An 18,429-nucleotide genomic window follows, 5' to 3' on the forward strand; every position below is an offset into this window, starting at 1 on the left:
CAGGGATTTAAGCTGAACGGCTAGCGGTGTCAACCTTGCGCGCAGGAAGCCAGTTATTGACCGCATCAACCAGCCGATGCGCGCCACGACCGTTCGAGAACGCTTCGACGATGGGATGACGTCCCGCGCTCATCCCCTTGTCCAATATTAGCACAGGGCGATAGAGGGTGGATGACCCCTTGTCGCTTCTAGATATCGTGCTTTCAATCTCCGCATGGGATAGGTTTGAAAGCACATGCTCGACAGTCTCATAGCCAAAAACGGACTGCCTGCGGATCATAATGCGGTCTTCCTTTCGGTCCAGGATGACCTGAACACGACGGACAAATGCGCAGAATGCTCCAAAACCCATTCCACCGCCGAACAGTGCAAAGAAGATGCCGAACAAGATGCCCTCACCGCCTTCGCTGGCCAAGAACAGGCCTGCGCCGACAAATGCCAGAATGAAGAAGACCAGCATGATGCCGATAAACCAAGGGGTACCGGAAAGGATCAACTGGTTAGAGGAATTGCGCGTCACTTTCATGGCGGCACGCTAGCACCCGTTTTGCGGTTTGTCTCGGCTTGAAATCGTACCCGTGTTGGGCGATGAGCGAGGCAGACAGGAGGTTCCCATGGACGCATCATCCGCTTTTCAAGACACATTGCCGCTCAGTTCCGATGGGCTGTTGGCGCAGCTGGATGCGTGGGGCCTGACCTATAGGCTGCATACCCACATCCCGCTGCGCACGGTTGAGGATGCGAAAGGCGTCGAAGACCAGTTTCTTGTGCCGGGTGAGCGTACCCTGCGCCTCAAGAACCTCTATCTGCGCGATAAGAAAAAGCGGAACTATCTGGTGACGCTGGAACAGAGCCGCGACATCGACCTCAAGGCGCTGGGCGCCGAGCTGGGTGTCGGCAGCCTGTCCTTTGGCTCGGCGGATCGGCTGTTGCAAAACCTCGGCATCCGCCCTGGGGCTGTCAGCCCGCTGGCGATGATCAACGGGGTGCAGAATGATGTACGCTTTTACATGGATGCTGCCGCACAACAGGCCGATGTGATCAACATGCATCCCTTGGTCAACGACCGCACAGTTGCCATCTCGCGCGCTGATTTGATGGCCTTCTTCGATCGGATTACATGCGCGGTGAACTGGCTGCCCTGATCAGGGCACTAACGCCTCCTCCAGGGCCGCGGCCACATGTGCAGCGGACGGGTTGATGAACAGATGCCCGTCAGCCTCGAACACAGGGTCGTCCAGATGATCGGGAAAGGCCAGCGGCAGTTCCGTACAGGCCAGAAGGATTGCGGTTCCGTGTTCGGCATGCCGGTTACAAAAGGCCAGCAGGCGCGCACGGGCGCTTTCTGACGCGCCGCCGTAGAAATCACCGTCGATCATCGCTTGCATCTTTGCAATTTCGCTTTCGGGCAGGCGGGCGTTTGCGCTGATGCCAATCTCGCCCAGCTTGTTGGCATAGTGCGTCGCCTGCATCGTTACCGTGGTGCCCAGAACCAGCGCGCGCGTGGCGTCTGTCGAGGCCGTAACCTCGGCGGTTGCATCGAAGATGCTGAGAATGGGCATCGTAACGCCCTGTCGGATTGCATGCAGCCGCGCGTGGGGTGTGTTCGAGGCGATAATCCCAAAGTCACAGCCAGCGGCTTCAAGAGTTAACAAAGCTTCCCGAAATACAGCATCAAATCCGGTCCAACTGCCCTCATCGCCAGCGACGCCGCGTAGGGCACGGGTTTTAGCCTGGGTCACGGACTCGATGGTCATGGGTGGGATGGGCAGAGTGGATCCATGTCCGCGCTGGGCGAAAAACCGCCCCGAGCCTTCGGCAATCGCGCGGTAATAATCAACGGTCGAGGCCCAGCCCACGCCGCCCAGAATGCCGATCTTTTTCATTGCGTGCGTCCAGTCTGCCCATTTGGTATCCAGGACAGACTGGACGCTTTCTGAGGTGAAGGTCAATCAGGCTGCCAGTTGCGAAACCGCATTTCGTGCATTGCTGAGAGAACCTTCGGCATCCAGCGCCAACTGGTCGGCGGCGACGATTTCGACGTCATGGATACCGATAAAGCCAAGTACATGCTTGGCATAGGAGGTGGCAAAATCGACATCAGACCCGACAGCTGTGCCACCCGACGCCACGGCTAAAACCGCGCGCTTTCCATCCAACAAGCCTTTTGGACCGCTTTCGGAATACGAAAAGGTCACTCCGACGCGGGCAATCAGGTCGATCCAGGCTTTGAACGCCGCGGGCACCGAGAAATTGTAGATCGGCAGGCCTATGACAAGCGTATCGGCCTGCTGCAGTTCGGTTACCAGCTCGTCAGACAGGGATAACTGGTCCTGTTGCATGGCACTGCGCTGATCGGCAGGGGTGAAATTTGCGCTGACCCAGGCTTCGGTCAGCAGCGGCAGGGGAGTGGCAAGGTCACGGCGAATTATGCGGTCAGCGCCCAGGTGATTGACGATGCGTGCCGACAGGTCACGAGTGGTCGAGCCTTCGCGGCGGGCCGATGCGTCGATATGCAGGATAGTTTTGGTCATGGTTCAATTTCCTTTGGTGTACAGGATGTGTCTTGGCCCGATATGAGCGTTGCGCGAGCGAACAAAACTCTGGTAAGTCAACAGGGTCTGTTAGAATTTGCACAATGGAAAACCGCAGTGGACAACTGGGACGAGGTAAGAACCGCCTATCAGGTGGCGCGTATGGGAACGGTCAGTGGCGCGGCGGAGGTCCTGGGTGTGCATCATGCCACCGTCATTCGCCACATTGATGCAATTGAGGCCCGGCTGGCGGTCAAGCTGTTCCAGCGCCATGCGCGCGGCTATACCCCGACAGAAGCCGGAGAGGACCTGTTGCGTGTGGCACAGGCGACTGAGGATCAGTTCAATCAACTGATCGGCCGGATGAAGGGTCGGGGTGATGACGTGTCGGGCGAGTTGGTCGTGACGTCGCTGTCCTCTCTGGCGTCTTTGGTGGTGCCGGTTCTTGCCGAGTTTCAGCGACGGCACCCTGAACTGATCGTCCGGTATCTGACCGGTGATCGGCTGTTTCGTCTGGAATATGGCGAGGCGCACGTGGCGATCCGTGCCGGGTCAGCGCCTGATCAGCCCGACAACGTGGTTCAGTCCTTTATGAAGCAAGAGGTCGGGTTATACGCCAGCACCGATTATGTCGCGCTGCACGGCAAGCCTGGCAGCCTGGATGACTTTGCGGATCATTCTTTCATCAGTACCGATGACGAAAACAGCCGAGCGCCGTTTTCCCGCTGGTTGCGCCAGACCGTGCCAGCCGAGCGCATCACCTTCCGTTGTACCAACAACTTCTGTATCCGCGAGGCGGTCCTGTCCGGCGCGGGTATCGGTTTCATGCCACGTTGGTCAGCTGCAGGAGATCCGAATCTGGTCGAAGTGATCGACCCGATGCCGGAGTGGTTTGGTGATCTGTGGCTTGTTACCCATGTGGATCTGCATCGCACGACCAAGGTGCAGGCCTTTCTGACCTATCTGAAAGAGCAATCCAAGAGCTGGGCAAAATGAGTCAACAGGCGCGTGGCCATCTGGCCATGCTGATTTTTTCGGCCCTGGTTGCAGGGAGTTTCTCGCTGGGGTCACTGATCGCCAATCAGATCGCGCCCGAAGCCATTACCGCGGCCCGGTTCGGCATCGCATCCGTGGTGATTGGGGGTGCCGCCCTTATGACCACCGGTCTGCCGCGCAGCGCGGCACAAGCCCCGTGGCGCTATTTGGTTCTGGGCGGAGTATTCGCGGCCTATTTCGTGTTGATGTTCTACGGGTTGAAAACTGCACCGCCTGTCAACGCGGCAGCGGTCTTTACGCTGACTCCGGTTATGGCCGCATTCGCCGGTTGGATCTTGTTGCGCCAGATCACCACACCAAGGATGGCGCTTGCACTGACCCTTGGGGCAGTCGGCGCGCTGTGGGTGATCTTTCGCGCCGATTGGCAAGCCGTGCGCGCGTTCGATATCGGGCAGGGGGAAATCATCTATTTCTGGGGCTGTGTCGCGCATGCTTTGTATACCCCCCTTGTACGCAAGCTGAACCGTGGAGAGCCTGCAGTGGTGTTTACCTTTGGTACGCTTCTGGCGGGATGCCTGATGCTGACGATCTACGGCTGGTCCGAGATCCGTGCTACCGACTGGACGAACCTGCCAGCAATCGTCTGGGTGGGTTTGATTTATGTTTCGGTCTTTGCAACCGCGGCAAGTTTCGTGCTGGTTCAGTATTCAACGCTGCGCCTGCCATCGGCAAAGGTGATGGCTTATACTTATCTGGTTCCCAGTTGGGTCATTCTGTGGGAAATCTCTCTGGGGCAGCAGGCGGTTGGCCCTGTCGTCTATTTTGGTGCCGGTCTGACGATCCTGGCCCTGGTTTTGCTGCTGAAATCCGAGGAGGGCAAACCCGCGCGTCCTTTGCCGCAAGCTGATTGAACTTGTGAAACGACCAAATTGTGTCAGGCTTGGTCCTAGACCAGAATATGAAACGTCCAAGGGGACGACATGAAACCAGTTCTTTCCATAATGATATTGGTGGCTTGCGGCGCCTGTGCCGGGTCATCTGAAACGGATTTACAAGCCAGTTGCGAGGCGCTGGTCGCAGCCGAAACTGGAACGCGGCCCGGGGATGTTCGGGCATTGTCCACCGATACCGAACCGGGCGGGTCGGTCACGACGGTTTCCGTTACCGGGGCCCAGGCCCCGTGGTTGTGTCGGGCGGACCCTTCGGGGGTCGTGACCGGTGTTGAATACAGTCAGGAAGGCTAGCCCGTTTCAATGTTTGACCAAGCGGGCGACGGTGTTGAGGCAGATCAAGGCCTGGCACCCTCTGATTTCTCTATGCTTCAGGCCAAGGAGGAACGTCCCATGTACAGTCATATCATGATCCCGGTTGATCTTCATCTGCCACCCGAGGTGCGCAAGGCCGCCAAAGTTGCAGCAGCTATAGCCGAATGGCAGGGGGCCAAGATTACTTTGGTCAGTGTCACCGGCACCCAACCGGGTGACCCTGTTCAGTCAGATGCTGCGATTGACAAGAACCTACGTGATTTTGCCAAACAGTTGGCTGAAAGCAGCGGGACTGAAGTGGCGTATCGCAATATCCATTCGGTTGATGTCGCCGCCGAAGTTGACGGTGACTTGACACGGACTGCCGAAGAAATCGAAGCTGACCTTATCGTCGTCGGCACCCATGCGCCGCGTATTACCGACTATATATTCTCGAGCCATGCGGGGTATTTGGCGAAACATGCCAGTGTCTCTGTTTTTGTAGTCAGGTAGGCGGATCATTCCTCGGCTGCGGGCAGTTCAACCTCAAGAAATCGTTCGAACGCGTCCAGATTGACCGGCTCGAACTGCCCGAACCCTTGCATCCAGACGGATGCGGATCGCAGCGCGTCAGGCTCCAGCTTGCACCACTTCACCCGTCCGCGCTTTTCTTGGCTGATCAGACCGGCTCTGGTCAGGATCACCAGGTGTTTTGAAATCGCGGCAAGCGACATCTCGAACGGTTCGGCGACATCCGTCACAGCCATGTCATCCTCCAGCAGCATCGCAAGGATGGCGCGGCGTGTGGGGTCGGCAAGGGCCGCAAAAACGGTATCGAGATCGTTGGACATACTCCTTTCCTAAAGCGCAAGAACCGGTTTGACAATTTTCGGTATGAGGTCACTGTGCCCCGGCATGTGTTTCGGGGGTTGGGATGTCACTAAAATACTGGCTGGTGATTTGTATTCTTGGCATCGGCTGGGGCATGTCCTTCATGTTTAATGCCATTTTGCTGCGGGAACTTGGGCCGCTTTCGGTGTCGATGGGACGGGTTGCATTTGGGGCGCTGGGGTGCTGGGTCTATGTGATCGGGGCGCGATTGCCAGTCAATCTGACACTGGCACGTGCGTTTGGGTTGTTGGGATTTGGTGCGCTCAGCTATGCCGCGCCCTTTGCCTTCTATGCGCTTGGGCAACAGCATATCGCTTCGGGTGTGGCAGGGATCGTCAATGCAACGACACCGGCCTTTGCCGTCATTGTTTCGCATTTCTGGCCCGGAAGCGAACGTGCCACCCTGTTAAAGTCTCTGGGCGTGGTTTGCGGCTTCACCGGTATCGTTGCGCTGTCCCTGCCTGTACTGGGCGGTGGCGCGTCGTCCGAATTTTGGGCGATCCTTCTGACACTTTGCGCACCGATCTGCTATGCGTTCTCAGTCAACATCGCGCGGGCCTTCCGGGATATGCAGCCTGTGGTTCTGACCGCCCTTGCATTGACGGGTGCTACGCTGGCCATCACGCCCTTGGCGCTTTGGCAAGAAGGACTACCCCATATAACCCGGGCCGAGACTTGGGCCTCGCTGGCGATGATTGGGTTTGTGCTGACATCCGCCGCCTTTATCGCGTTCTACTGGCTGCTGCCCAAAGTTGGCCCGACCAATATCTCGACAGTGACATTGATTGCGCCTGTTTCAGCGCTGGTGCTTGGAACATGGGTGCTGGGGGAAACCCTGCGGCCCGAGCATCTACTGGGAATGGCAGCGATCTTCGCCGGTCTGCTGCTGATCGACGGGCGCGTGATCAGACGTATCTGGCAGGGGGTGTCGGGCAAAGATCAACCAAAAGGTTGAATATGCGGATTCCGTACCTTTGTACCCGCTTCCTGTGGTTCGGGCTGATCACGCCTATGCTGACTCAGAATAAATACCTTTAAAAACAACAGAGTAAAGTGCGGCAATTCGAGCTGCCAACGCCGTTGACTCTGCGCTCTCCGCCCCTTAGCACCGTGCCCAAGACTGTACGAGGGAAACGCCCGTGACTGATGATGACCAAAAGCAGCGTATGGCGCAGCTTGAGGCTAAGATCACGGCGGCGAAAAAGGCCAAGTCAAAGCCTGAGGCCCGTGCGGACGCCGATTATTCGGGAGGCGAGCTTGCCTGGCGGATGGTCATCGAAATGGTATCCGGTCTGGGGATCGGATTTGGCATCGGATACGGGCTGGACAGCCTGTTCGGGACAATCCCGATCTTTCTGGTGCTGTTCACATTGCTGGGTCTGGTCGCCGGGGTAAAGGTTATGCTCCGCAGCGCACAACAGGCGCAAGAGAAACAGATGGCCGACAAGGCCGACGAAGACGAGAGGGACTGAACGTGGCAACCGAGACCACCGCAGCAGAAGGCAGCAGCCTGGTTTTCCATCCGATGGATCAGTTCATCGTCAAACCGCTTTTTGGCGACGGTGCGATTGCTTGGTACACGCCCACTAACGTCACTCTGTGGCTGTTTTTCGCAATTCTCGCCGTGATCGGCCTGCTGGTGCTCAGCACGTCCAAGCGCGCCATTGTCCCGACGCGCATGCAGTCGGTGGCCGAACTGGCCTATGGCTTTATCTACAAGATGCTTGAAGACATCTGCGGCAAGGATGGCGTCAAATACTTCCCCTATGTCATGACCCTGTTCATGTTCATCGTGACCGCGAACTTCCTGGGTCTGATCCCGACCTCGTTCACAACTACATCGCATTTCGCCGTGACCATCCCACTGGCGCTGGCCGTGTTCCTGACTGTGACCATTCTGGGTTTTGTCAAGAACGGCGCCGGATTCCTGGGCCTGTTCTGGGTCTCCAGCGCGCCGCTGGCGCTGCGCCCGATCCTGGCGATTATCGAGCTGATCTCGTATTTCGTTCGCCCGGTCAGCCACTCTATTCGTCTTGCCGGTAACGTCATGGCAGGCCACGCGGTTATCAAGGTTTTCGCAGGCTTTGCCGCGATTGCAGTGATCTCGCCTGTGTCCGTTCTGGCGATCACCGCAATGTACGGTCTTGAGGTCCTAGTGGCCTTTATCCAGGCCTACGTATTCACCATTCTGACCTGTGTATATCTGAAGGATGCACTGCATCCGTCGCACTAAGGTCCGATACCCAAACATCGAAACTTCCAATTCGTAAGGAGAAACATCATGGAAGGCGATCTCGCACACATCGGCGCAGGCCTGGCAGCAATCGGTTCCGGCGCAGCCGCAATCGGGGTGGGCAACGTAGCAGGCAACTTCCTGGCTGGCGCTCTGCGCAACCCTTCGGCGGCTGCTTCGCAGACCGCAACCCTGTTCATCGGTATCGCATTTGCAGAAGCCCTGGGGATCTTTGCATTCCTAGTTTCGCTGCTGCTGATGTTCGCCGTCTAATCTGCGGAACCTGATCCTTACGCGCAGGTGGGCCCAAGCCATAGCGGCCCGCCTGTTGTAAAGACAACGTTCCGACGGAGGACATCATGGCGACAGAACCCGTATACGAAGAGGTGGCTGGCACCTGCGTTGACTCTCATGGGTCGGCGATTGGTATGCCTCAGCTTTGCTTCGATTGGTTCCCCAACCAGATTTTCTGGCTGGTCATCACGCTGGTCGTCATCTTTCTGGTCCTGTCCCGCGTGGCTCTGCCCCGCATCGCGGCAATCCTGGCGGAACGTCAGGGGACCATTACAAATGACCTGGCTGCGGCCGAAGATCTAAAGGCCAAAGCGGTCGAGGCTGAAGAGGCCTATAACAAGGCGCTGGCCGATGCCCGTTCTGAGGCACAGCGTATCGCTGCCGAAGCACGCGCCGAAATCCAGTCTGGTCTGGATGACGCGGTTGCCAAGGCAGATGCTGAAATCGCTGCAAAAGCGGCTGAATCGGAAAAGGCTATTGCCGACATCCGTGCAGGTGCGCTGGAAAGCATTCAAATCGTTGCCAAGGATACGGCAGTAGAACTAGTTACCGCTCTGGGTGGCGAGGCTGATGCCAAAACCATCAACGGTGCGGTTGACGCGCAGACAAAAGGATAAGTGACATGCGGAACACTCTTGCCCTTATCCTGACATTTGCTGCCGCCAGCCCCGCGCTGGCCGCAAGTGGCCCGTTTTTCTCGCTTGGCAACACCGACTTTGTGGTTCTGCTGGGCTTCATCGTTTTCATCGCAGTCCTGTTCTACTTCAAGGTCCCGGGCATGATCGGTGGAGCGCTGGATAAGCGTGCCGAAGGCATCAAGTCCGAACTGGACGAAGCTCGCGCCCTGCATGAAGAAGCGCGTAGCCTGCTTGCCTCGTACGAGCGCAAGCAACGCGAGGTTCAGGGTCAGGCGGATGCCATCGTGGCCGCCGCAAAGGAAGATGCGGTTCTGGCAGCTGAGCAAGCCAAGGTCGATCTGGAGAAATCCATCGCGCGCCGTCTGGCGACCGCGCAGGACCAGATTGCATCGGCTGAAGCGTCGGCTGTCAAGGAAGTCCGCGATCAGGCCATCACCGTTGCTATTTCTGCAGCCAATGCTGTGCTGGCCAAGCAGATGACCGCCACGCAGGCCAACAAGTTGATCGACGCATCCATTGCGGATGTGAACGAAAGGCTTCACTAAGACAATTCCGGCCCGGCAGCACATCTGCCGGGTCCGGACATTGGGCTGCGAATCTCGCGCCCCGCTTCCCGATTTGACCGGGGACCGATTGTCTGCGTTACATATTCGGAAACACTCCAACCAAATTTAGCGCCCGTGCGACGGCATATGCCGAAACCGGACTGGATAAGAGCCCTTTATGACCGAATTGCCGACGATCAGTGTCGTTATTCCCAACCTGAACTGCGTCGATTTCATCGAACGGACAATCCTCTCTGTGCTCGAGCAGGAATATCCCAAGCTGGACCTGATCCTGTCGGACGGCGGTAGCACCGATGGTTCGATGGAGGTGGTCGAAAAGTACCGCGATTCGTTTTCACATATCATCTCGGGCCCGGATACCGGGCAGGCCAACGCTGTAAACAAAGGCTTTGCAGTGGCCACGGGCGACGTAATGGGTTGGATCAATTCGGACGATGTTCTTATTCCCGGCGGCCTTGCCACGGTAGGATCGCTGTTTGCGTTGAACAAAAACATGAATTGGATGACCGGGCGGGTCACGTGCATTGACGAAGAAGACAATGTCCTGACTGTACGGCGCCCAAAGCCTGTTTCACGGGTAAGACTGCTTGCCGGGGATTATCAGTGGGTTCAGCAGGAATCGACCTATTGGCGGCGTGACCTTTGGGATCAGGTCGGGGGCCAACTAAACGAGAACCTCAAGCTTGCCGTCGACGGAGAGTTATGGCTGCGGTTTTCGCGACATACCGATTTGGTGCCCGTGCATGCTCAGGTCGGGGCTTTCCGGTTCCGCAAGGGCCAGCGGTCCGAAGCGGCTGAGGCTTACCATGCGGAAATGCTTCAGGCGATTGAGGTCGAGCGTCAGGCGCAGAGCCGGTCGGATGACCTGATCGGGGCGATATTGGACACGCCGTTGGAATTGCGCTCTCGGACCGAAGCTGAAGGGTTGTTTCCGTCGCTGTCCAGTCAGGACCCGAAGGCAATGAAACGGCCAAATTTGTGGGTTCACAGTCTTAAGCGGCGGTTGAGCGGAATTTAAACCTCAAGGCCCTGCTGTTTCTCCCGCCTGCTGGTCCACCACACATAGGCCGCCAGGAGAGTGATTGCGATTTCGATCTTGAAGGTCCAATGGCTTAGAAAAGATAAAATCCAATGAGAATGCGTGGCCTGAACAATCACCAGCGGGTGGGTGAATTCGGAAATTGGCCAAGCCCATGCCACTTCGCCAACAATCGAATCCAAGGTCATATGCACCAGACCCCCGGCGCCGAAGGCTGCAGTAATGAGACCTGCGCGCGGGAATCTTAGCCGCAGCAGCAGGCCGAGCGTCAGGATGCCGAGCCAGAGCAGAGGGCGGTGTGTGAGGTATTCGTGATGGTGGTGGCTGCGATTGTCTACGAAATAGAACCACAGCAAATCGATATCCGGGGCGATGGAACCAATCATCGCAGCGGCAAACGCAGCTTTATCCAATCCGGGCGTCGCAGTGCGAAAGACCAGATACGCACCAGGTAGGTGCCCAATGAACATCAGTGCTGTCCTGTCTCATGGTCCAGGCGCTGCTGCGCAATGGCTTCGTTCCGCAGGGCTTTCTGGTGGTCTTCCATGCAGATGCGAACAAAGCCCAGATGCTCCTGGACTGCAACGCGCGCCGCCTCAGGGTCGCGAGCCTGCAGCGCTGAATTGATTTCCCGGTGCTGATCCAGAATGGCGTCTCGCGTCGTACGCTGCCGGAACATCATCTGCCGATTGTAGAAGACACCCTGTCGTAGCAGGTCAAACATCGACCGCATCATATGCAGCATGACCACGTTGTGACTGGCTTCAATGATGGCCATGTGGAACTGCGCATCCAGATGGGCCTCTTCCTCGGCCGCATTGCGGGCATGGGCGGCTTCCATCTTGTCAAAGATCGCCTGTACGACCTTCAGGTCGCTTTCCGACCCCAGTCTTGCCGCGCGTTCTGCTGCAAGCCCTTCCATGTCCCGGCGGAAGGACAGATAGTCGAAAACCGCCTCGTCATGGCTGCTGAACAACCGGATCAGAGCCGGTGAAAAAGCCGAACCTAAGACTTCGGCAACATAGATTCCTGACCCCGCCTTGGCTGTCAGCAAACCCTGATGCTGAAGATCAGAGATCGCTTCGCGCAGTGAGGGGCGTGAAACGCCCAGACGGTCGGCCAGTTCCCGTTCTGCAGGCAAACGTTCGCCGGGTCGCAGGATCCCGCGCAGAATCAGCAACTCGATTTGTTTGACCACCGCAATGGACAGCTTTTCAGTTTGGATCTTTTGGAAGGGCATGGCGGCGCGTTTTCGAAATTGGTCAATTCATATGACCACGTATCCGGGCCTGGTTCAAGCAGGGGGGTGGAGTTGAATTTAGGTCAGCAATATTGACATTATAAAATTTGCACCTAGGGTGGGTCGCAACAGGGCAGGAGGAGGCCAAGGATGACCCAGAATCTGTTTGCAACGCGCGCGTCCCGGATGAAAGCATCGGAAATTCGCGAGTTGTTGAAACTTCTTGATCAGCCGGGAATCATCTCGTTCGCCGGCGGCATCCCAGACCCAAACCTGTTTCCCACCGAGGCCTTTGCCCAAGCTTGTCAGGCCGCTTTGAATGCTGGGCCGCAGGCGCTGCAATATTCAGTCAGCGAGGGCTATGGTCCATTGCGCGAATGGCTTGTGCAGCATATGCGCGAGATCGGCGTCGATTGTAGTGTCGATAACATCCTGATCACCTCGGGATCGCAACAGGCCTTGGATTATCTGGGCAAGCTCTATTTGTCGCCAGGGGATACTGCGTTGATCGGCTGGCCGACCTATCTGGGGGCGATCAACGCCTTTGATGCCTACGAGCCCCGGTTCGACCGTCTTATGCTTAATGGCAATAGAGGTGCCGCCGAATATTCCGAAGCTGCTGGCGAGGGCGCAGTCAAATTCGCTTATCTGTCGCCTGATTTCGCAAATCCAACCGGTGAGACCGTTGACCTACGTGGTCGAGAATACCTGCTGGATCTTGCCGATGATCTGAATATCGCAGTGATTGAGGACGGCGCCTATCAGGCTCTGCGCTATGAAGGAGATGCCATCCCTCCGGTTTTGTCGTTAGAACAGGCGCGAAAAGGGTCGATCGAGGCCTGCCGTACGATCTATTGCGGTAGCTTCTCGAAAACGCTGTCTCCCGGTTTGCGCGTTGGCTGGGTGGTGGCCGCCAAGCCCATTATCTCGCAACTGGTGTTGGTCAAGCAAGCGGCGGATTTGCATTCGCCCACATTGAACCAGATGGCGGTTGAGCAGGTTGCGCGCACGCATTTTGCCACGCATATCCCATTGTTGCGCAAGGCCTATGGTGCCAGGCGCGACGCGATGCTGGAGGCGTTACAACAGAACATGCCCGATGGCGTTCAGTGGACGCATCCCCAGGGTGGCATGTTCATCTGGGTGACTCTGCCTACTGGTATGAACGGGGCAGACCTGCTGGCCCGTGCGCTCGACACAGTGAAACTGGCCTTTGTGCCGGGCCGGGCCTTTTTCGCGGACGGTTCGGGCGCCAATACGATCCGGTTGAGTTTCTCGAACTCGGATGAGGATACGATCCGCGAAGGTATTCGCCGCTTGGGGATAGTACTTAGGGCCTGAGCGAAGGAAAGGTTCTGTTAACCAGTTTTGGCAATGATGCGGATATGATCCGGATTTTGTCTTTTCTGATGCTGGCAGCATGCTCGGCTGGGACCCCTCACTTTCGCGATGTTCAGGCGAAGCGTATCGCTGTGAATGGCAGCGTATTTGATGTTCGCGTGCGCGGAGATCTGGCCGAAGCCGTTCGGGTCAATTCGCAATACGCTCCGCGTCTTGGCCCGATCCGCGAACGAGCGGCCATGGCGATGGCTCAGGTCTCGGGGTGCCCGATACTGGATGTCCTGGGCGACGCGGCCGTGACCGTTGGGGTTTTGGGTTGTGACCGCGCAATGGGCAAGCAGTTGCTGCTGACGGCGGTTTCGGTCCCGAATTACGAATGCATTGATACCGGGCTGTTTCATGACCTTGGTGACGGCGACGGCTATCAGGTCTTTGAGTGTACAGCCTACTGAATCGTGCTTTTTCTTGCGGATTTAGGCAAGATGTTGTGGATAAGTGGGCCATATATCCCATATCCTGCGCGACTCCGTTGACTCACCCCCAATCCGTTGCGCAGACTTCGAAGGTATAGGAATCACGGGACCCATTGCCTTTGCGCTTTAGCAAACTCAAACTCACCGGCTTCAAAAGCTTTGTTGATCCGACCGATTTGATTATCGCGGATGGGTTGACCGGTGTTGTGGGGCCTAATGGTTGTGGCAAATCCAATCTGCTGGAAGCTCTGCGTTGGGTGATGGGGGAAAACCGACCCAAATCCATGCGCGGTGGCGCGATGGAAGATGTGATTTTCGCCGGGGCCGCCACGCGGCCGGCCCGCAATTTTGCCGAAGTTGTGTTGACCATGGACAACTCCGAGCGGCTCGCGCCCTCGGGTTTCAATGACAGCGACCAGCTTGAGATTGTCCGCCGCATCACCCGAGATGTCGGCAGCGCCTATAAGACCAATGGCAAGGATGTGCGGGCGCGTGATGTGCAGATGTTGTTCGCCGACGCGTCAACGGGTGCACATTCTCCGGCGCTGGTCGGACAGAACCGCATTGCCGAACTGATTAACGCCAAACCCCGCTCTCGCCGCCGCATTCTGGAAGAGGCGGCCGGAATTTCGGGCCTCTATCAGCGCCGACACGAGGCCGAGTTGAAGCTGAAGGGTACCGAGGCCAACCTGACCCGTGTGGATGACGTGCTGGAACAACTGGGCGGACAGCTGGCGCAGCTGGCCCGTCAGGCGCGTCAGGCCGCCCGCTATCGCGAAATCGGAGAGCAGCTGCGCCAAGCCGAAGGCATGTTGCTCTATCGTCGCTGGAAAGAGGCCGACATGGCCCGCCAGCAGGCCGAGGAAAAGCTGCGCGAACGCCTGACCGAGGCGTCGCGCGCCGAAGCTGAAGCACGCTCTGCCGTCGCCAATCGGGCCGAAATCGAAGAAACCCTGCCGCCCCTGCGCGAGGAAGAGGCCATTGCCGCCGCCGTCCTGCAGCGCCAACAGGTGCAGCGGGATCAGCTGTCGGATCAGGAAACCCGCGCCCGTCAGACGATTGAAACATTGACTAATCGCATTCAGCAGCTTGGTAACGATATCGAGCGCGAGGCCGGGCTGAACCGCGATGCGGGGCAGATGATCGAACGGCTGGAATGGGAAGCTCGTGAATTGGCCAAAGCTGCCGATGGCCACGACGAAAAAGTCGCCGAGGCCGCCGAGGTCGCGCGCGAAGCGGCCGCTGTCCTGCAAGACCGCGAAGACCACTTGTCACAAGAGACTGAGGATATGGCGCGTCTGGTTGCGCGCCACCAGTCCGGCCAGCGATTGGTCGACGACAGCCGCAAAACGCTGGCCAGGTCGGAAGGTGAAGAGGAAAAGGCCCGCGCAGCGGTGGATGAGGCGAAAACAGCCCTGACCCGCGCCGCCGAGGCATTTGAGGCAGCGCAAGAGGGTGAAGAAGAGGCTCGCGAGGCCTCTGAAGCCGCCGAAGAGGCACTGGCCGCCGCTGACGAGTTACGCAATGAAACCCAGGGCCGCGAGGCCGAGGCCCGTGCGAAAAGATCCGAAGCTGAAGGTGAGCTGGGTGCGATCCGCGCCGAGACCACAGCTCTGGCCAAGCTGGTTGAACGGGATACCGCAGAAGGCGGGCAGGTGCTCGACATGCTGCGTGTGGCTCCGGGTTATGAAAAGGCATTGGGCGCTGCGCTTGCGGATGATCTGAGGGCACCCTTGGTCGAGGGCGACGGGCCATCAGGCTGGGTACCGGTTGCTGGCTATGATGCCGATCAATCGCTGCCCAATGGGGCCGAGCCGCTGGCCTTGCATGTATCCGGTCCTGATCGCCTCAGCCGCCGGATCGCGCAGATCGGTTTGGTTGACGCGGATCAGGGCGCACGCTTGCAAGCCTCGCTTAAACCCGGTCAACGGCTGGTTTCGCGTTCGGGCGACCTGTGGCGGTGGGACGGATTCCGTGCCTGGGCCGAGGATGCGCCAAGTGCGGCCGCCCTGCGGCTTGAACAGCTCAACAAACTTGAGGCACTGAAACAGGAACTGGCCAGGACCGAGGCGCAGGCCGACGGGGCCCGCGCCGCGCACGAGACGCTGTCGCAACAACTGGCCGACGTGACCGAGGCTGACCGCCGCGCCCGCGAGGCACGCCGCGCCGCCGATCAGCGCATGGCTGAAACCGCGCGTCTGCTCAGCAGGGCCGAGGCCGATCGCAATCTGGCGCAGGGCAGGCTGGAAACGCTGGCGCTTGCCGTTGATCGCCACAAAGAGGATGCGATGTCCGCCCGCGCCCAACTGCGCGAGGCCGAGGGCGCCTTAACCGGTCTGGGCAATCTCGACAATGCCCGCGCGCAGGTCGAAGACATCAAACAGACGGTCGAGGCGGCGCGGATCACGATGCTGACTCACCGCTCGTCCCATGACGAGCTGCGCCGCGAGGGCGAGGCCCGTACCCGCCGTACACAAGAGGTCACCAAGGACCTCAGCGGTTGGCGGCACCGCCTGGACAGCGCCGAAAAGCGGATCTCGGAACTGGCCGAGCGCAAGGAAAGTTCCGAGGAAGAGCTATCCGAAGCGATGGCTGCTCCGGGCGAAATCGCCGAGGCGCGTGAAGAGTTGAACGAATTAATCGAAACTGCCGAAGCCCGCCGGGCCGAGGCCGCCGACAAGCTGGCTGCCGCCGAGTCCCGCCAGCGAGAGATTGTGCTGGCTGAGCGCGAAGCGGAACGTTTGGCTTCGGAAGCGCGCGAAAGCCGTGCCGCCGCTGAGGCGCGCTGTGATGCCGCCAAAGAGGCCGTATCGGCAGCGGCCGAGCGTATCGCTGAGGATCAACAGCTAACCCCGAACCAGTTGCTGAACCAGCTGGATGTGAATCCCGACCAGATGCCAGCTGCTGATGCTCTTGAGGCCGAGGTCAACCGCCACAAACGCCAGCGCGATGCGATGGGCGCGGTAAACCTGCGTGCCGAAGAGGACAGCAAAGATGTTCAGGAAGAATTCGACACGCTGAACGGCGAAAAGGCCGATCTCGAAGAGGCGATCAAAGCGCTGCGCAGCGGCATCTCCAGCCTCAACCGCGAAGGACGCGAACGGCTACTGACCGCGTTTGAACAGGTGAATTCGAACTTCGCCATGTTGTTCAAGCATCTCTTTGGTGGTGGCGAGGCCAATCTGGTCATGGTCGAAAGCGACGACCCTCTGGATGCCGGCCTTGAAATCATGTGCCAGCCGCCGGGCAAGAAATTGTCGACGCTCAGCCTGCTTTCGGGCGGTGAACAGACCCTGACCGCGACGGCCCTGATCTTTGGCGTCTTTCTGGCGAACCCGGCTCCGATCTGTGTTCTGGACGAGGTCGATGCGCCGCTGGATGATGCCAACGTGACCCGGTTCTGCGACCTTCTGGACGAGATGTGCCGCCAGACCGACACACGGTTCCTGATCATCACCCACCACGCGGTGACCATGGCGCGGATGGATCGTCTGTTCGGCGTCACCATGCAAGAACAGGGTGTCAGCCAGCTGGTCTCGGTTGATCTGAAGAAAGCCGAACAGATGGTCGCCTGACCTCTCACTGCAACGTTATGAGCGGTTTCGTAAGAATTGGGTTAGGCTGCTGCCATGACCCGTTTCCTGATCATCGCCCTACTGACTGCTACCCCTTTAGGGGCCGCGGAATGGACGACCAAGCCCGATGACCTCCCTCTGACCCAACAAGAGTTGACGGCGCTGGCGGGTCGGACGCTGACCTTTTATGATGACGGGCAGTCGCGATACTCGGCTGGCGGGGCCTATTCCTATACCTATGCCAACGGAGAATCCGCGTTCGGAACCTATTCCATCGCGGAGGATGGCAGTATCTGCGTGCAATACAGAAACGGGTTCGGTCGATGTGATCTTTATGTCCTGAGTGCTGGACGCCTGATCCTGATCACGGAAAAGGGAGAGCGTTTCCCGGTACGGCCCGAGTGACATTCAAGAAACCGCGGCATCTGTTGAAAATGATCTGAAAATTTGGATCTTTGGTGGTCATTTAATCGTAATATTTCAAAATTAGATGGGGATCAGGGGCGAATTCTCACCCCGCGTTGTTGTAAGTTCCCGTATCAACAACGGATCAAAAGAGGCGGGTCGATGTGCAGATTTCTGGCTTGGGCGGGTGCGAAACGGTTTCTGGACGAACTTGTCATGGACCAGGAACAGTCGCTGGTGCATCAAAGCAGAAACGCCCTGATTGGCAAAACGCCGATCAACGCGGATGGTTTTGGGTTGGCCTGGTATTCCGGGCGCGAAACGCCGTGTTTTTACAAAGACACCAACCCGGCTTGGTCGGATGCCAACTTGAAACAGTTGACCCATCACACGAAATCGCACCTGTTCCTGGCGCATGTACGTGCCTCAACTGGGACTGCCACGTCGCGGAACAACTGCCATCCTTTTGGCTGTGGTAAGTGGAGCTTTATGCATAACGGGCAGGCAGGTGGCCATGACCGTATCCGCCAACAGCTTGACGGGATGATACCGGGCCACCTGTACGATCATCGCCTTGGCGCAACTGAAAGCGAGGCGATTTTTCTGATTGCCCATGGCGAAGGGTTGGACGCCGAACCCATCGCCGCGATGGAGCGTGCGGTGCACCGTGTCGAAGTGCTTGCCCGCGCCAAAGGAAGCCTACCCCATATGCGCTTTGCCGCCTGCTGGTCCGATGGAGATCGCCTGTTTGCTGCGCGCTATGCCTCGGACCGTTTCGCACCCAGCCTGCATTACAGGCCCTGCGATGATGGGATCATTATCGCGTCTGAGCCGCTGGATGCGAAGAATGGCGATTGGGCCGAGATCCCGGCAAATACCGCCATCGAGACACGCGGCGATAGGCTGCAGATGCATGTGTTTGAGCCGAACGGGCGATCTTTGGACGCCGAAGTCGCCTAG

The 18,429-nt window shown here is 58.3% G+C and carries 23 protein-coding genes; 17 read left to right on the forward strand and 6 right to left on the reverse strand.

What is annotated here, in order from left to right:
* Positions 1-7: 7 nt before the first annotated feature.
* Positions 8-526 (reverse strand): hypothetical protein, encoded by a 519-nt coding sequence (locus FN806_RS16550; RefSeq protein ID WP_142639158.1) that lies wholly within the window; start codon positions 524-526, stop codon positions 8-10.
* 88 nt (positions 527-614) lie between these two features.
* Here FN806_RS16550 and FN806_RS16555 point away from each other — a divergent pair, with 88 nt between their 5' ends.
* Positions 615-1,145, forward strand: coding sequence for a prolyl-tRNA synthetase associated domain-containing protein (locus tag FN806_RS16555; RefSeq protein WP_142639160.1), 531 nt, complete (start codon positions 615-617; stop codon positions 1,143-1,145).
* Here FN806_RS16555 and FN806_RS16560 read toward each other — a convergent pair whose 3' ends face one another.
* Complete coding sequence (locus tag FN806_RS16560) at positions 1,146-1,886, reverse strand: aspartate/glutamate racemase family protein (RefSeq protein WP_142639162.1); 741 nt, start codon at positions 1,884-1,886, stop codon at positions 1,146-1,148.
* A gap of 66 nt (positions 1,887-1,952) precedes the next feature.
* Complete coding sequence (locus FN806_RS16565) at positions 1,953-2,534, reverse strand: FMN-dependent NADH-azoreductase (protein WP_142639164.1); 582 nt, start codon at positions 2,532-2,534, stop codon at positions 1,953-1,955.
* 117 nt (positions 2,535-2,651) lie between these two features.
* On the opposite strand from FN806_RS16565, the gene FN806_RS16570 reads away from it, so the two are divergent.
* The 4 genes from FN806_RS16570 (at position 2,652) to FN806_RS16585 (ending at position 5,287) form a co-directional block, all read left to right on the forward strand.
* Complete coding sequence (locus FN806_RS16570; protein WP_142639300.1) at positions 2,652-3,530, forward strand: LysR family transcriptional regulator; 879 nt, start codon at positions 2,652-2,654, stop codon at positions 3,528-3,530.
* Positions 3,527-4,441 (forward strand): DMT family transporter, encoded by a 915-nt coding sequence (locus FN806_RS16575; protein ID WP_142639166.1) that lies wholly within the window; start codon positions 3,527-3,529, stop codon positions 4,439-4,441. The genes FN806_RS16570 and FN806_RS16575 overlap by 4 nt, the downstream gene beginning before the upstream one ends.
* A gap of 69 nt (positions 4,442-4,510) precedes the next feature.
* Positions 4,511-4,774, forward strand: coding sequence for a hypothetical protein (locus FN806_RS16580; RefSeq protein ID WP_142639168.1), 264 nt, complete (start codon positions 4,511-4,513; stop codon positions 4,772-4,774).
* A 9-nt stretch (positions 4,775-4,783) separates the two neighbouring features.
* Positions 4,784-5,287: a universal stress protein gene (locus FN806_RS16585; protein WP_246097296.1), complete on the forward strand. Its 504-nt coding sequence runs from the start codon at positions 4,784-4,786 to the stop codon at positions 5,285-5,287.
* Between the two features lie 5 nt (positions 5,288-5,292).
* Here the strand turns inward: FN806_RS16585 and FN806_RS16590 are convergent, their stop codons facing one another.
* Positions 5,293-5,625: an ArsR/SmtB family transcription factor gene (locus FN806_RS16590; RefSeq protein ID WP_142639170.1), complete on the reverse strand. Its 333-nt coding sequence runs from the start codon at positions 5,623-5,625 to the stop codon at positions 5,293-5,295.
* Between the two features lie 83 nt (positions 5,626-5,708).
* Here FN806_RS16590 and FN806_RS16595 point away from each other — a divergent pair, with 83 nt between their 5' ends.
* From FN806_RS16595 to FN806_RS16625, 7 genes are all read left to right on the forward strand, one after another.
* The gene (locus FN806_RS16595; protein ID WP_142639172.1) at positions 5,709-6,620 is read left to right on the forward strand and encodes a DMT family transporter; all 912 of its coding nucleotides are present in this window, start codon (positions 5,709-5,711) and stop codon (positions 6,618-6,620) included.
* 184 nt (positions 6,621-6,804) lie between these two features.
* Positions 6,805-7,137, forward strand: coding sequence for an AtpZ/AtpI family protein (locus tag FN806_RS16600; protein WP_142639174.1), 333 nt, complete (start codon positions 6,805-6,807; stop codon positions 7,135-7,137).
* A 2-nt stretch (positions 7,138-7,139) separates the two neighbouring features.
* Complete coding sequence (locus FN806_RS16605; RefSeq protein ID WP_142639176.1) at positions 7,140-7,898, forward strand: F0F1 ATP synthase subunit A; 759 nt, start codon at positions 7,140-7,142, stop codon at positions 7,896-7,898.
* A gap of 48 nt (positions 7,899-7,946) precedes the next feature.
* Positions 7,947-8,171 (forward strand): F0F1 ATP synthase subunit C, encoded by a 225-nt coding sequence (locus FN806_RS16610; RefSeq protein WP_005981269.1) that lies wholly within the window; start codon positions 7,947-7,949, stop codon positions 8,169-8,171.
* Between the two features lie 86 nt (positions 8,172-8,257).
* Positions 8,258-8,809 (forward strand): F0F1 ATP synthase subunit B', encoded by a 552-nt coding sequence (locus FN806_RS16615; RefSeq protein WP_142639178.1) that lies wholly within the window; start codon positions 8,258-8,260, stop codon positions 8,807-8,809.
* A gap of 5 nt (positions 8,810-8,814) precedes the next feature.
* Positions 8,815-9,375, forward strand: a complete 561-nt coding sequence (locus tag FN806_RS16620) for a F0F1 ATP synthase subunit B (protein WP_142639179.1) — start codon at positions 8,815-8,817, stop codon at positions 9,373-9,375.
* A 178-nt stretch (positions 9,376-9,553) separates the two neighbouring features.
* Positions 9,554-10,414, forward strand: coding sequence for a glycosyltransferase family 2 protein (locus FN806_RS16625; protein ID WP_142639181.1), 861 nt, complete (start codon positions 9,554-9,556; stop codon positions 10,412-10,414).
* Here FN806_RS16625 and FN806_RS16630 read toward each other — a convergent pair.
* Complete coding sequence (locus tag FN806_RS16630) at positions 10,411-10,905, reverse strand: metal-dependent hydrolase (protein ID WP_142639183.1); 495 nt, start codon at positions 10,903-10,905, stop codon at positions 10,411-10,413. The two genes, FN806_RS16625 and FN806_RS16630, sit on opposite strands and share 4 nt — an antisense overlap.
* Positions 10,905-11,675, reverse strand: coding sequence for an FCD domain-containing protein (locus FN806_RS16635; protein WP_142639185.1), 771 nt, complete (start codon positions 11,673-11,675; stop codon positions 10,905-10,907). Before FN806_RS16635 ends, FN806_RS16630 begins: the two co-directional genes overlap by 1 nt.
* 150 nt (positions 11,676-11,825) lie before the next feature.
* On the opposite strand from FN806_RS16635, the gene FN806_RS16640 reads away from it, so the two are divergent.
* From FN806_RS16640 to FN806_RS16660, 5 genes are all read left to right on the forward strand, one after another.
* On the forward strand, positions 11,826-13,016 hold the full coding sequence (locus FN806_RS16640) for an aminotransferase-like domain-containing protein (protein ID WP_142639187.1): 1,191 nt from the start codon (positions 11,826-11,828) through the stop codon (positions 13,014-13,016).
* 44 nt (positions 13,017-13,060) lie between these two features.
* Positions 13,061-13,468 (forward strand): hypothetical protein, encoded by a 408-nt coding sequence (locus tag FN806_RS16645; RefSeq protein WP_142639189.1) that lies wholly within the window; start codon positions 13,061-13,063, stop codon positions 13,466-13,468.
* A 140-nt stretch (positions 13,469-13,608) separates the two neighbouring features.
* Positions 13,609-17,064 (forward strand): chromosome segregation SMC family protein, encoded by a 3,456-nt coding sequence (locus FN806_RS16650; RefSeq protein ID WP_142639191.1) that lies wholly within the window; start codon positions 13,609-13,611, stop codon positions 17,062-17,064.
* 54 nt (positions 17,065-17,118) lie between these two features.
* A complete protein-coding gene (locus FN806_RS16655; RefSeq protein WP_142639193.1) occupies positions 17,119-17,469 on the forward strand; it encodes a hypothetical protein in 351 nt (116 codons plus the stop codon).
* A gap of 162 nt (positions 17,470-17,631) precedes the next feature.
* Positions 17,632-18,429 (forward strand): class II glutamine amidotransferase, encoded by a 798-nt coding sequence (locus FN806_RS16660; RefSeq protein WP_142639195.1) that lies wholly within the window; start codon positions 17,632-17,634, stop codon positions 18,427-18,429.

This window comes from Ruegeria faecimaris (assembly GCF_900182615.1).
GTDB classification, from domain to species: domain Bacteria; phylum Pseudomonadota; class Alphaproteobacteria; order Rhodobacterales; family Rhodobacteraceae; genus Ruegeria; species Ruegeria faecimaris.